Below are 13,691 nucleotides of genomic sequence, written 5' to 3'. Positions count from 1 at the left end.
CGATGCGCACATGAAACGCGGAATGACACGCAGGAACCTGTTGCGCGGCGCGGGCGTCTGCCTGGCGCTGCCGTTTCTCGAGAGCCTCGCGCCGCGCACCGCGCGCGGCGGGGAGCCCGGCACGCCGAAGCGCTTCTTGCTCTGCACCTTCCCGAACGGGGCGCCCCACCACTGGTGGGAGACGGCGCCCGCGTTCGGCAAGACGCTGAGGGGCGCCGATTTCAAGCTGCCGAGGGTGCTCGAGCACTTCGCGCCGGTGAAGTCGAAGATGCTCATGATAAGCCGCCTCGGCAACCACACGTGGAGCAAGCAGCAGAACGCGTTCCTCGAGCCGTCCCACTCGCGCTGCATGGCCGCGCTGTCGACCTGCGTGGACGCCGACGAGCTCGGGAGGGCCGCCGGGCAGGACCTCGGCGAGTGGGTGGGCAACGGCGTCTCGGTCGACCAGCTCATCGTGCAGAAGGCAGGCCCGGAGCAGGCGACCCGCATCCCGTCGCTGCAGACGGGGCTCGGGGTGAAGCCCGGCTTCTTCGACGGGCGCAGCTACGCCTACAATCAGGCCGTCTCCTGGAAGAGCCCACGCGAGCCGCTGAAGCGCTCGGTCAACCCGAAGGCGGTGTTCGACGCGCTCATCAACGCGGGCGCCGCGAGCGCGCCCTCCGTGCCAGGGCAGACCGACGAGCAGGCCAGGATCGAGGCGGAGCGCCGCGCCGCGACCGAGAAGAGCGTCATCGACGCGGTGCTCGCGGACGCGAACTCGCTCATGGGCCGGGTCGGCTCGGACGATCGCAAGATCGTCCAGCAGTACCTGGACGCCCTGCGAGAGACCGAGAAGAACGTGACCCGCGTCCAGTCGACGATGACCCCGTCGAGCCTGGGCTGCAGCCCGATCGGCCAGCCCGGCGTGGTCCCCGAGCCGCCGGGGCAGCAGGAGGGCCTCAACGAGAACGACAGCACGGAAGCCGGCGAGTACAAACACGACGATCACGCGAACGTCATGATCGATCTCATCGTCATGGCCATTCAATGCGACGTGACGCGCGTCATCACCCACATGCTCGACGACGCGCGCTCCGAGTTCGAGTACCGGTGCATCCCGGCCGACGTCCGCGCGAAGGTGGGACTCGAGTACAGGGAGGGCAGCAGCCTCCATTATCACTCCTGCCAGCACGGCCCCGGCAACCTGGGCGCCACGGACGAGGGCGGCCGCTACGCGGTCGTCGAGGAGAGCAACCTCGACTTCGCGGCGATCAACTGCTGGCTCGGCCAGAAGACAGCGCAGCTCGCGCAGCGGCTCGACGCGATCCCCGAGGGGGATGGGACGGTGCTCGATCACTCGGTGATGGTCTACATGAGCGAGATGCGTACGCACGACCACGACGCGTACGATCTGCCCATCGTCCTCCTGGGCGGCGACGGCGTCTTCCTGAACGACGCGCACGTCGCGTATGGCCCCCTCGGCCAGGATCGCCAGCTGCGCGATCTGTGGTTCACCATCATGAACCAGTACTACAACCTCGGCGTCGCGTCGTTCGGCGAGGATCGCCGCGGCGTGCCGAACGCGCTCCTCGAGGAGATCCTGCGGTAGCTCTGCGGTTCACGGTCTCGATGGATGGGCTCACACCGGAGGTCGAAACGCGATGTTCGAAAGCCGCTCACGTCGGTTGGTGTCCGGGGGTCTCCATGTCGCGCTCGGGCTGCTCGTGACCTGCGCAGCAGAGCTCGGGTGCTCGAGCGACCTGTCGCCCGCGTCTCCCTCGCCGGAGTCGCCTTCGCCGGAGTCGCCCTCGCCGGGCGACGGGGGCGGTCCGGAGGGCGCGCCGCCCTGCGAGGAGACGAGCGACGGGCCAGCGCTGCCGCAGGCGTTCGCGCTGAACTGCGGCGGGTGCCATAGCGCCCACGGCAAGCCGACCGGCGGGTTTCCCGATCTGTTCGCCTTCGAGGGCACCCTGGAAGAATTCACGGCGCAGGTGCGCACGGGGCGCACGGAGGACGCGCGCATGCCGGCCTTCGGCGAGCAGCAGATCGCGACGGCCGACATCGAGGCGATCTTCGCTTATTTCTCCGCGGGAGCGCCGCCCGCGCCGGCCTGCGACGGCGGCGCGGTCGATCCCGGCGAGTGCTCCGGCGTGGACGGAGAGATCTCCCCGCTGTTCCCCTCGGCGACGGCGGGCAAGCCGATCACCACGACGGCCGCCAATGGGACGATCACGCTCGAGGCCGCAGGGCGCGTGCGCGGGCGCCACGAGAAAGAGGAAGAGTTCAGCCCGTACCAGCCGCGCTATTTCGAGAACCGAAGCTACAAGTTCATCGTCGAGGACACGATCGCGGCGGGCGGAAGCACCGTCAAGTTCACCTGGCTCCCCAAGGCAAACGCATCGCTCAACCAGACCATCAATTTCCGCTGCTGGTATTCGGGCGAGGGCAACGTGTTCGACTCGAACAACGGCATGGAGCGCATCACGAGCACCCACTGGGAGTTCGTCGTCGATCGCAACGCCAGGGACAGCAGGGAGATCCGCGCGGGAGATCTGCTGGAGTTCGAGTTCGGGGTGTTCCTTGACGCGGGCACCGTCGAGGGGAGGACGAGCTATTACAGCGACACGTTCCGCTACCGCGTCGGCAGCGGCGAGCTGACGCCGTTCAACGAGCCGAACGAGGCGGCCCTGTCGGGCGGCGACGGGACGATACCGTACATCTACGAGGAGCCTCATCTCTATTACGAGCAGATGGCGCTCAACATCCAGGAGAGCTCTATCCAGCCCTTCCTCGAGGGGCGCCGCCTGTTCCATACCGATTTTGCAACCGGCGAGCACAGCGAGGGCGGTAACCCCGTCTTCGACGAGCACGCGGGCAAGGCGGGGCCGCTCTCGAACCAGGCGGCGTGCGTGAGCTGCCATATCAACAACGGTCGCGGCGCCCCGCCCGAGCCCGGCGAGGCGATGGAGACCGCCGTCGTGAAGCTGTTCGGCGCAGGCGCGAACACGGACGGCGGGCCCACCGTCGACCCGAGCTACGGCCGGCAGCTGCAGGACAAGGCGCAGGGCGGGGGCGAAAGCGAGGGTACGGCCACCGTGGCCTATACCGAGGAGCCCGGGCAGTTCCCCGATGGCACGCCGTACGTCCTGCGAAAGCCCACGTTCCGCTTCGACGGGCTCTCCGCGGGGCCTATCGCGAGCTACTCGGTCCGCGTCGCACGCCCGCTCGTGGGCATGGGCCTCCTCGAGGCGATCGCGGAGGACGCGGTGCTCGAGCGCGCAGACGGGATGGACTGCAACCAGGACGGTATCTCGGGCCGTCCGAACCTGATCCCGGACCCGGTCTCGGGGGTGACGCGGATAGGGCGCTTCGGCTGGAAGGCGAGCAAGGTGAGCGTGCCTCACCAGGTCGCCGACGCGCTGGTGGCGGACATGGGCGTGACGACGAGCCTGTTCCCTGTCGAGGAGTGCGGCGAGGCGCAGACGGGTTGTCAGGCCGGCACGCGCGGAGATCCCGAGCTCTCCGACGAGGATCTCGACAGGCTGGCCGTCTACATGCGCATGCTGGGCGTGCCGCCGCGCCGCGACACGGCGGACCCGGCCGTCCAGCGCGGAGAGGCGCTGTTCAGCCAGGCAGGGTGCGCGAGCTGCCATGTCCCCTCGATGAAGACGGGGAGCCGCCACCCGCTCGTCGAGCTGCGGGATCAGCTCATCCAGCCCTTCAGCGATCTGCTCCTGCACGACATGGGAGAAGAGCTCGCGGACACGTCGACGAGCGACCACCTCGCGGGGCCGCGCGAGTGGCGGACGCCGCCGCTGTGGGGCATCGGGCTGCTCGAGGCCGTGAACGGCCACACCCAGCTGCTGCACGACGGCCGCGCGCGGAACGTCGTCGAGGCGATCCTGTGGCACGGCGGCGAGGCGGACGCCGCGAAGCAGCGCTTCGTGGCGCTCCCCGCGGAAGATCGCGACGCGGTGGTCGCCTTCCTGCGCTCGCTCTGAGCCCCGCCTCGCTGCGCTCGCTCCGGGCGCCCCTCCCCGCCTCCGCCTTCCTTCGGCTTGCTCGGGTGCTCGCCCCGCTCGGCGCTCCCGGCGCAGGGGCGCGCTTCGCTCAGAACCCCGAGCGCCGCGCCATCCGCTTCGAGAGCCAGCGCATGGGGCCGGGCGCCACACGGGCGGCGAGGCTCGCGGTCTTCACGAACAGGCTCGTCTCCAGGACGTCGCGGCCCGCATCGACCGCGCGTACGATCATCTCGGCGACCTCGTCCGGGCTCTGTTTCTTGTGGCCGGGCGGGCGGTAGCCGACGTTGTCGTCGGTCACCACGGAGTGCGCGTGGAACGGGGTCTCGACCGGGCCCGGCCGCACCACGAGCACGCGCACGCCGCGCGATGAGAGCTCCGCGCGGAGCGACATCGCGAGCGCCTCCAGCGCGAACTTCGACGAGGCGTACGGGCCCATCCGCGGCGCGGAGACGAGCCCCGCAATGGAGGAGACCATGACGAGGGTACCCTTGGCGGCCGCGAGGGGCTCGATCGCGAGCTGCGCGAGGCGCACGGGGGCGACGACGTTCAGCCGGTAGAGCGCCTCGAGCTCGGCGGGATCGATCTCGATCGACGGCGTGTAATAGCCGCGCCCGGCGTTGTTCACCAGCACGTCCAGCCGGCCGTACGCGCCGAGCGCCCGCTCGCAGAGCGCCTTGCGGTCCTCCTCGACGGTCACGTCGCCGGCCACCGCGAGGGCGTCGCCGCCCGCCGCGCGCACCTCCGAGGCGACCCCCTCGAGCGCGTCTCGCCCGCGCGCGCTCAGCACCACGCGCGCGCCGCGCTTCGCCCAGGAGAACGCGAGCGATCGACCGATTCCGCTGGATGCACCGGTGATGACGACGACGGGAGCCATGTCGGCGAGAGTACACGACCTCCGGATGCCGACGAGAAACTTGCTGCCGCCGGCCGCCTGCCGCGGGGCCAGAGGCCGGCGGCCGGCGGCCGCGCGCTACGCCTCCCCATCTCGGGCGCAGCTGCCTGAAGGCGCGCCCCCTGCTCTCGCAGGAGCGGCAGTATCGGGCGCTGGCGTTCTACCGTTCCGGCACAGGACCGTCGCACAGCTGACAGCCGAAACGCTCTCGAGCAGCGATATCCGATGCTGCCGTTCTACCGTTTCGGCACAGGAGCGTCGCACAGCTGACGTCCAGATCCTTCTCGAGTGCATCAGCTCGCCGATCGAGGACAACAGGATCACGCCATCACAGGACACACGTCGGTAATACGTAACACAAACTTCGCGCATTTCGCCATCGCGCCTACTATAGTCCGGCCCACACGAAGCCGCCGGGGGGCATGGCTACCGTCCCCCCCCCGCATAGCGAGCTATGACGTGTGGGCCTCGATTGCATCGACGCGCCCAAATCGCGCAAATGCGCGAGCGTTCGAGCGCGTCACCATTGCATTCTGATGCGGGGTGACCAGCAGAGGCAGGAGCGCTGCTCGTCCTCGCTCCGCCGTCCGGCAACGCCGCGGCGGCATTTCGCGATCGTGCGGTGACCCGGATGGGTCCGGCCATCGGCTCCATGCAGCCATGGCCGTTCAACCAACCTGTTTGGCGTGTCCGGCCGGCGCGCGGTCCCGGCGTTGCGTTCTCATCGCGCGCGCCTGGCGCCGACACCCCACCATACCGCGGGACGTGACTCGCTCCGCGGCTGCATGGCTCATCTTACGAGCAAACAGGCGCGAATCGACATAGGACGGAATCCGATTCCGGGGAGGGAATGGGGGAAGCGCCGTGTGTGCACGCAGTTTGCCAGCGCAGTTCCGAGCGGGGCGCCGAGCGGGATCGTGACGAACCGCTGACGAGCGTGAGCGCGAAGAGGCAGCGGTCGAGAGCGCGCGTAGCGCCGCTCTCGCCGAGCAACGCCTGCGCGCGGCGCAGCCGCGGCATTCACAGATTCGTGACAGGAGATCTCGCGAGACGCTCTCAACCTCAACCCCTGATAGAGAATAAAATGAAGAATAAGTCGATTATTGCCTTGTCGATGATGGTCGGCGGCGCGTTGATGGCGCAGGCGGAGCACGCGAGCGCCGGGCATTGCCCGGCGGCGTCCGCGGGAGACATCACGGAGTACGCCATTCCTTCGAACGCCTCGCCGGGGAACATCACCTTCGGCCCTGACGGCCGAGTGTGGTTCACTGTGCTCTCCGGCAGCAAGATCGGGGCCGCAAACTCCAGCGGCACCGTGACCGAGTACCCGCTCGCGGCCGGCGCGAGCCCGGTCGGCATCACCCTCGGTCCGGATGGCCGGATCTGGTTCACCGACCCAGGGAGAAACCAGATCGGGGCGATCACGAAGACCGGCGTCGTGACCGAGTACGATATCCCGACGAGCAACTCGAGCCCGTCCGCGATCACGCTGGGATTCGACGGGAATCTGTGGTTCACCGAGGTCCTCGGCAACAAGGTCGGACGCATCACGCCGGCCGGGGTGATCACCGAGTTCGCGCTGCCGACTGCCGGCAGCCAACCGCGCGGGATCGCAGCTGGAATCGACGGAAATATCTGGGTCGCGCAGTTTCGCGCGAACAAGATCGCGCGGATCAGCACGTCCGGGAGCGCGACCGAGTACCCGCTGCCGCCCTCGGCCGCGCGCCCCAACGCGATGACGCTCGGTCCCGACCTCAAAATCTGGTTCACCACGGCGAGCGAGATCGCGAATATCGACACCAACGGGACCGTGACGGAGTTCGCGCTCCCCGCGGTGGGCGTCGGACTCTCGTCCATCACGCTCGGGGTGGACGGCAATCTCTGGTTCACGGAGCAGTTCGGGGACAAGATCGGACGCATCACCACGAGCGGCGCCGTCACCGAGTTCGCTCTCCCGATCGCCGGCTCTCGTCCGCTCGGGCTCACGCTGGTCCCGTCGCTCCAGCGGTGCGGCTTCCTCAACCTCTGGTTCACCGAGGCGGGGGCGAGCCGCCTCGGCAAGATCCGCACGGTGACCACCCACTGAGCGGCACGCATCGGGAGAGATAGAGACTTGTCCGCCTGCCGGCGAGCGCTTCGGCGGCCAGGCGGTTCTCCTTGGAATGTTGACTTGTTCGATGCGCGCCGGTGCACCGAGACGATCGAGGTGCACAGGCGCACCGTCACTCTGAACGATGGAGATGATCATGAAGAAGATGGGCAAATTGGTCCTTTCGGCGCTCTCGGTCCTCGGCCTCGCGGCGTGCGCCGTGGGCAGCACGGACGAGGAAGTCATCGGCGAATCGCAAGAGGCGCTGATCAACGGCACGGAATTCTACGGGTCGGACACGATGTTCAACGCGATCACGGACGCGATCAATCGGGCGGGGCTCAGCGCGTCCCTCGACTACCTCGGTACCGGGTCGGGCAGAGGCGAGCAGTGCCTGGAAGGCAGCGGCTCCGCCCCGTGCAACGCGAAGGCGCAGACGATCGCTCCGATGTCCAGGGACCTGGGCGGCTCTTGTGACAGCGGTCAGAAGAGCAATCGCGTCGCGCTCGACGCCGTCTATATCTGGTCGGACAAGGCTGCGGACCAGAGCGCGACCGGCGCGACCTCGGCGAACGTCAAGGGCGCGTTCTGCGGCGACGGCGACGGCGACGCCTCCAGCTGCGCCGCCTTCGACACGTGGGGCGAGTTCACCTCGGGGTCGACGAGCTCCTCGAGCCCCCTCGTGATGTATCGCCGCGACGACCTTTCGGGCACGACCGACATCTTCAAGGCGCTCACCGGCTGCACGGCTTTCTGCTCGAACGTGCAGATCGTGGTGGACGACGAGACCGCCGGGCCGCGGCTCTCGACCGACACGCCGGGGACCTCTTCGCTCGTGCCCACGCCCTGCGCGGCGACCGACTCGGCCACCGATTGCATCGGCAAGCTCGTGGGCGCGAACGCCAGCGCGATCGCCTACGCGGGCGGCGACGCGAAGGTCGCCTCGGGCACCTACGAAAACAAGTACCTCTGGATCAACAGCAAAGAGCCGAGCGTGACCAACATCCGCAAGCTCATCACGGACCCGACCAACGCGTACCCGTACGCTCGCTTCCTGTACCTCAATGAGGGCAATGGAACTCGGGCTGCAGCCGAGACGAGCTTCATGAACTGGATCATCGCGAACCCGGCGAGCTTCGAGGACGCGCTGACGGACGCCGGCTTCATCGCGTGTGACGCGACACTTGAGCTCAATTGCGGCTCCAGCGGCACCACGTGCCCCCGCAACACCAACCTGTGAGCTGATCGGCTGATGACGCAGGACGGAGCGCGCCGCGCGATCCATCGCGGTAGGCGCGCTCCGTCCGACGCACATGGCCAGCGCGGCGCGCTCAGGCACGCCCCCTTCTCATCACCCGCTGAGCACCGTGCGCCGCGGCACCGACAGCCCGAGCGGCAGCCCACCCCGCAACACCGCCCACCCTAGGAGGTCTGGCCGGTGAACGCTTACTCCCCATCAACGGCCGGCGGGAGAGGCGAGCTTGCGGCGCGTAAATCAATGAAAGCGCAATCATCTACGTCGATGGGACCGCAATGGCGTCACGGGTCAGTGACAGCCAGCATTCACGGTTGTCCCCGAAGCTCACCGGTGGCATTTCGCCCGCCGCGACGGTAGGGGGTTCGCCGCTGCGAGCCCGGGGAGCTGGCAACGATGCGTCAAGGTCGGCGTTGGGTGACGATGAGGTCGATGGTGCTGTTGCTCGGGGTCGTGTCCGTGGCCGGGTACAGCTGCGGAGGTGACGACACCAATGAAATCTCGCCCCCGGAGGGCACGAGCGGCGGGGGCGCTACCAGCGGTGGTGACGGCGGCGGCAGCGGCGGCAGCGGCGGTACCGGCGGCAGCGGCGGCAGCGGCGGCAGCGGCGGCAGCGGCGGCAGCGGCGGTACCGGTGGCAGCGGCGGTGACGGAGGGGGCACGCAGCCGCGTCCATGCACCCCGGCCCGATCTCACGAACAGATCCCTCAGCGCCACTCGGCGACGGTCGAAGATGCCCTCGATACCTTCAGCAACCTTTCGGGGGAGATCGAGATTCAATGTGGCAACTGCCACAAGGCCCCGGCAGAGCAAGGAGATTTCTCCTACACGGGCACCCCGGAGAACCTGTGCAATGCGCGCGGCAAGAGCGGCAAGACGCCCGTTGACGTCATGCTCAGCGGGGAAATGCCCTACAAGATCGGCGGGCAAGAGGCGCTCGGCCGGCGGCTGCAGGCGTGGATCGAGCAGGGGTGCCCCGTCGGCACGTACGTCCTCCCGAAGGGTGACATCGAGGTCGATCCGGACGGAGACTTCGTGACCCCGCGCGAGATCGGCGATGCGCTGACCGAGCTCGGGAACTGCATCCCCGACGCCGAGATCGTCGGTCGAGACGAGGAGGTGGACGAGCGCTTCGCTGCGATGCGATCGTTCGAGGACCTCCCGGTCAAGCTCTCGGAGACCGATTTCGTCTCGCTGGACGCCGAGGTGCTCGCGCGCAGGGGCACGCTCGCCTACGCGCCGACCTACCCTCTCTGGTCGGACGACGCGGCGAAGCTGCGCTTCGTGCACGTCCCGGCGGGGCAGGCCATCACGTACGACCCAGACGCGGAGAGCCTCCGCATCCCCCCGAACACCCGCTTCTACAAGACGTTCTTCAGGACCGTGGTCGAGCCCGACGGCGTCACGCGATACCGCAAGATGGAGACGCGCATCATCGTGACGCGCGAGCAGGCCGAGGACGCGATCTTCGGCACGTACGTGTGGAACGCGGAGGAGACGAGCGCGAAGCTCCTCGGGACCGGGCTCGATCCGGCGTCACCGGACAGCAGGGAGCTCTACCTGAACGGCGAGCCGTTCCCCGACTACGTCCGCCCTTACACGGCCGACGAGACCACCGGCGCGCTGCAGAGCTACGCCGTGCCCGGCGCGACGCGATGCGTGGCGTGCCACTCGGGCTCGGAGAGCGAGAGCTTCGTCCTCGGCGTCACGCCCTTCCAGCTCCACAAGCGACCCAGAGGGGAAGGCGGCGTCTACACGCCGGACGTGCTAGCCGACGAGCTCAATCAGCTCGAGCGTCTCCTCGCGTACGGTGTCGTGCGCGGCACGTCGGCGACCCTCACGCCCGACGACTTCCCCAGGCTGGAGGAGTCTGCGCTTCCCCGCCGGCCACGCAACGCCGACGAGCTGAACATGCAGGCCTACATGGCGGGCAACTGCGCCCATTGCCATAACCCGCGCGGCTATGCGGTGGCGAGCAAGGCGACGCTGCGAGGCCTGGATATGTCGCCTGGCGGGAGCATGTTCGGGTTCAACATGGATACCGTGGGCTCGGACGGGCGGCTCTACTTTCCTGGTGTGCCCGCGTCCTTCGATGAGCTCGTCATCCAGAACTCCATCCCGGCCGGAGGCATCTACCGTCGCGTCGTCCTGCCCACGGGAGCGTGGACTCCCCGTGCGTTCGGCTTGCCCGTGGACAACGAGGAGGTAAGCGCATTCTTCAACCTCCACATGCCGATGCACACGGCGTCTGTGGACTGCCGCCTGCCGGTCCTCGTGGCGCGCTGGTGGGCGTCGGTGCCGCGCGATTACGAGCGCGGGGGACGGGAGGCGCCGGGGGATCCGGAGGCGATCGAGCTCGCCATGCGCGCGGCGGACGCCGCGGAGGCGCGCGCCCTTCACGACTGCGAGCAGCATCACGAACTCGGGTGGGTGCTCGAGGACACGACCGAGCGCTATCCCTACGTCCCTCGCAACATCGACTGGAAGACGAAGCTCGACGACTGGATCCGCGCGGAGGAGGTGACGAGCGAGCACGAGGCGCTGGCGAAGAATGTCTACGCTCAGGGGTTCTTCATCCCACGCTGCGCGTTTCCGGGCGACGCGCCAGAGCCCGAACCGGTGGAGCAGTGGATGATCAATCCGGGGACCGGGAGGCCGCGCCAGCCGTGGAGCGCGATCTACCGGGCCAACCCGGGGGAGCATATCTACGCCGGTATCTGCGCGAACTGCCATGGGATTTACGGAGACGCCCAGACCGGCGCGGCCAGGGCGCTCCGCGCGACCTCCGGGGCGAGGGTGGCGAGCTTCGTGGACGGGCTCTTCGGCCCGCGCTGGGCACCCAACGAGAACCTCGCCACGTTCCATGGGCCCGACGCGGGGGAGGACGACCTCGGCCCCGGCGGGGCGGCGAAGTACCTCGTCTGGATGGCGACCGGGGGCACCACCGTCTCGTTCGGCCGTACCACGGAGGAGGAGAGGACCTTCTTCAACGTCTTCGTCGACAATCGGATCGTGGCCGCGGTGCCGATCCCGCTCGATCCGGAGACCGCGAAGGCCGCATTCAAAAGATCGAAGGCGAACATGCTCGGCGTTGCGCGCGCCGCCTGCGATGAGATCCGCACCGATGCTCATGGGTTCGGAGCCGCTTACGACGCCGCGTCCACGAGCGGAGATTGGAGTCTCATCGTGGGCAGCGCCGTGGCTCCGGAGTTCGGCGTGCCCATGTGGAGGGACGTGTGCACGCTCAGGAACCCTCTCACGGAGGAGCTCCGCACCGCGGATGCGAGCTCGCCGGAGGTCGATGCATGGCTCCGGAGAGCGGTCTTCAACGCCGGCGTGATGGCCTACATCTACATGCGTGACGAGCTGACGAAGGGAGTCATCGCGGTTCCGCGTGACGCCTGCGAGCTGAAGTTCCCGAGGTAGTGAATCGTTCTGGCGCGTGCGACGCGCTGTACGGAGATGTGTTACGATGAAGATGCGTCAACGATGGCTGATCATGGTAGGTGCGCTGGCCGGGCTTTCGATCTTCACGAGCGCTTGCGGGGACGACGATACCTCATCACAGTCGGGGCAAGGCGGAGGTGGGACCACGAGCGCCAGCGCCAGCACGTCGTCGGGTGGTAGCTCTGACGGCGGCGGCGGCACGGGCGGCAGCGGCGGCACGGGCGGCAGCGGCGGCACGGGCGGCAGCAACGGCACGGGCGGCAGCGGCGGCACGGGCAGCGGCAGCGGCACGGGCGGCAGCGGCGGCACGGGCGGCAGCGGCGGCACGGGCGGCAGCGGCGGCACGGGCAGCGGCAGCGGCACGGGCGGCAGCGGCGGCACGGGCGGCAGCAGCGGCGCGGGCGGAACGGGCGGCGCGGGCGGAACGGGCGGCGCGGGCAGCGGCAGCGGCACGGGTGGCGGCGATCCGGAGGAGTGTGGCCTGCCGCCGGACACCGACCCAGAACCCAAGGTCCGGTTCATCAATGCCCTTCTGCCGAATCGCACGAACTCCCCGGTGGGGCTCGACGACCCGCCTGCGCTCCGCCTCTACGTGAACGGGGCGCCGGTACCGGACATAGAGGCAGTGTCGCCCAGCAGGGTTGCCGCGTCCGTCACGAGGTACGCCAAAGTCACGGCGGGCGCGATCACCTTCTCGGCACGAAGTGATGACGGAACCAGCGGTGGCGCAGGCGACGCGCTCGCGATCTCGGCGGATCCGCTGACGGTTGCCCCTGGGACGCGCTACACGATCGTGGCCGTCGGAATCCTGGGCACTACCAGCCCGACGGCGCCGCAGCTTCTCATCGCAGAAGAGAAGTTCACGACGCCTTCATGCAGCGAGGCCGCCCTGCGCTTCGTGAACGCCGACTCCAGCTGGGGGGCTCCGAAGTCGTTCTACATCGACCGGAGCGCTACGGCCGCAGCGGCGCTCGACGGGCTCACCGCCAGCGCTCCAGAAGGCCTGCTCGTGCCCCTGTCAGCCCGGTCGATCACGGTCACCGCGTCGAGCGACTTCGGTCCGACGGGTCAGGCGCCGTTCTCGCTCTCTGCGGGATCGCTCGTCGGTGGGCGATCGTACTTCGTCATCGAGACCGGGGAGCCAACCCGCGTCGTCGCCGATGCGCGCGCACACGGGTTGCTCGTCGTCCCGGCGGGGGACGACTCGCCTGCCGTGTTCATCAACCGGGATCCGCTCGTCTATTTCTTCCACGCATCGCCGCCGCCCACGCCGTCGCCCCTCCAGGTGTACTCGGGCACGGAGAGGATCGCCATCAACCTGAGGTATGCGCAGGCGCCGACATACACCGATCTGCCGCCGGGTGAGTCGACGCTCTCCGTCGTCGCGCCCGGCTCCGGAGGCTCGGATGACACCCTGGTGGTCGGCGCTCAGCCGACGGGCCCGCTGGAGCCCGGCTCGATCTACCTGGGAGGTCTCCTCGGCATCACCGGAGAGACGGGCGATAACGCGCTCCGGCTCAAGCTGTGGAGGGTTCAGCCAAACCTGCCCGGGACGTTCACCACCACGCGCGTCATGTTGATCAACGCCTCGGCGGCAGCGCCCTCGGTGGATCTCGGCCACTGGTCGGTCAATGCTGATGGGACCCGGGGTGATACGTTTACACCCGTGCTCACGGACGTCGCGTACGCGTCGGCCAGCGCCAGCACAGGCGTCGATTTCGCGGCGCCGAGCGCCGCAGGCCAGCAATGGTTAGGAGTTCGACCGGTCGGATCGGCCGACGCCATCCGGAGCGCTGCGAGAAGCCTGCCAACGACCTGGTTTGCCGCTATCCTCGTGGGAGACTGGCGCTCATCCGACCCAGCGAGCGCCGCGCGGCTCATGTTCATGAGAAACATCGGCATCACCTCCTCGGTCATTCCCGTGGTGTTGCCGACTCCCTGACCGGTCGAAATCCTGCGCCCCCGCTCGACCCTACTGATCCTCCCTGCGCGCACCCTTACGATACG

The 13,691-nt window shown here is 68.6% G+C and carries 7 protein-coding genes; 6 read left to right on the top strand and 1 reads right to left on the bottom strand.

Features of this window, described 5'->3' with window-relative positions; all coding sequences use genetic code 11:
• The first annotated feature begins 10 nt into the window (after positions 1-10).
• Both WMF46_RS07340 and WMF46_RS07335 read left to right on the top strand, forming a co-directional pair.
• Positions 11-1,588 (top strand): DUF1552 domain-containing protein, encoded by a 1,578-nt coding sequence (locus tag WMF46_RS07340; protein WP_437984952.1) that lies wholly within the window; start codon positions 11-13, stop codon positions 1,586-1,588.
• A 79-nt stretch (positions 1,589-1,667) separates the two neighbouring features.
• Positions 1,668-3,980 (top strand): di-heme oxidoredictase family protein, encoded by a 2,313-nt coding sequence (locus tag WMF46_RS07335; RefSeq protein WP_437987867.1) that lies wholly within the window; start codon positions 1,668-1,670, stop codon positions 3,978-3,980.
• Between the two features lie 109 nt (positions 3,981-4,089).
• Here WMF46_RS07335 and WMF46_RS07330 read toward each other — a convergent pair whose 3' ends face one another.
• Complete coding sequence (locus tag WMF46_RS07330; RefSeq protein ID WP_437984951.1) at positions 4,090-4,875, bottom strand: SDR family NAD(P)-dependent oxidoreductase; 786 nt, start codon at positions 4,873-4,875, stop codon at positions 4,090-4,092.
• Positions 4,876-5,977: 1,102 nt separating this feature from the next.
• On the opposite strand from WMF46_RS07330, the gene WMF46_RS07325 reads away from it, so the two are divergent.
• The 4 genes from WMF46_RS07325 (at position 5,978) to WMF46_RS07310 (ending at position 13,626) form a co-directional block, all read left to right on the top strand.
• The gene (locus WMF46_RS07325; RefSeq protein ID WP_437984950.1) at positions 5,978-6,979 is read left to right on the top strand and encodes a Vgb family protein; all 1,002 of its coding nucleotides are present in this window, start codon (positions 5,978-5,980) and stop codon (positions 6,977-6,979) included.
• A gap of 154 nt (positions 6,980-7,133) precedes the next feature.
• Positions 7,134-8,222, top strand: coding sequence for a hypothetical protein (locus tag WMF46_RS07320; RefSeq protein WP_437984949.1), 1,089 nt, complete (start codon positions 7,134-7,136; stop codon positions 8,220-8,222).
• Positions 8,223-8,669: 447 nt separating this feature from the next.
• Positions 8,670-11,663 carry a hypothetical protein gene (locus tag WMF46_RS07315; protein WP_437984948.1) on the top strand — a complete coding sequence of 998 codons (2,994 nt, stop codon included), beginning with the start codon at positions 8,670-8,672 and terminating at the stop codon, positions 11,661-11,663.
• Positions 11,664-11,709: 46 nt separating this feature from the next.
• The gene (locus WMF46_RS07310; protein WP_437984947.1) at positions 11,710-13,626 is read left to right on the top strand and encodes a DUF4397 domain-containing protein; all 1,917 of its coding nucleotides are present in this window, start codon (positions 11,710-11,712) and stop codon (positions 13,624-13,626) included.
• The last annotated feature ends 65 nt before the right edge of the window (positions 13,627-13,691 follow it).

The organism is Sorangium sp. So ce117 (assembly GCF_051524395.1).
Lineage (GTDB): Bacteria > Myxococcota_A > Polyangia > Polyangiales > Polyangiaceae > Sorangium > Sorangium cellulosum_B.
The sequence above is the reverse complement of the archived record's forward strand: the minus strand, read 5'-3'. Positions and strand labels throughout refer to the sequence as shown.

What these genes read in the sequence shown, in the direction of transcription:
- WMF46_RS07340 (WP_437984952.1), top strand. Translation starts at nt 11, where the DNA reads ATGAAACGCGGAATGACACGCAGGAACCTGTTGCGCGGCGCGGGCGTC.
- WMF46_RS07330 (WP_437984951.1), bottom strand. Translation starts at nt 4,875, where the DNA reads ATGGCTCCCGTCGTCGTCATCACCGGTGCATCCAGCGGAATCGGTCGA.
- WMF46_RS07325 (WP_437984950.1), top strand. Translation starts at nt 5,978, where the DNA reads ATGAAGAATAAGTCGATTATTGCCTTGTCGATGATGGTCGGCGGCGCG.
- WMF46_RS07320 (WP_437984949.1), top strand. Translation starts at nt 7,134, where the DNA reads ATGATCATGAAGAAGATGGGCAAATTGGTCCTTTCGGCGCTCTCGGTC.
- WMF46_RS07315 (WP_437984948.1), top strand. Translation starts at nt 8,670, where the DNA reads ATGGTGCTGTTGCTCGGGGTCGTGTCCGTGGCCGGGTACAGCTGCGGA.
- WMF46_RS07310 (WP_437984947.1), top strand. Translation starts at nt 11,710, where the DNA reads ATGAAGATGCGTCAACGATGGCTGATCATGGTAGGTGCGCTGGCCGGG.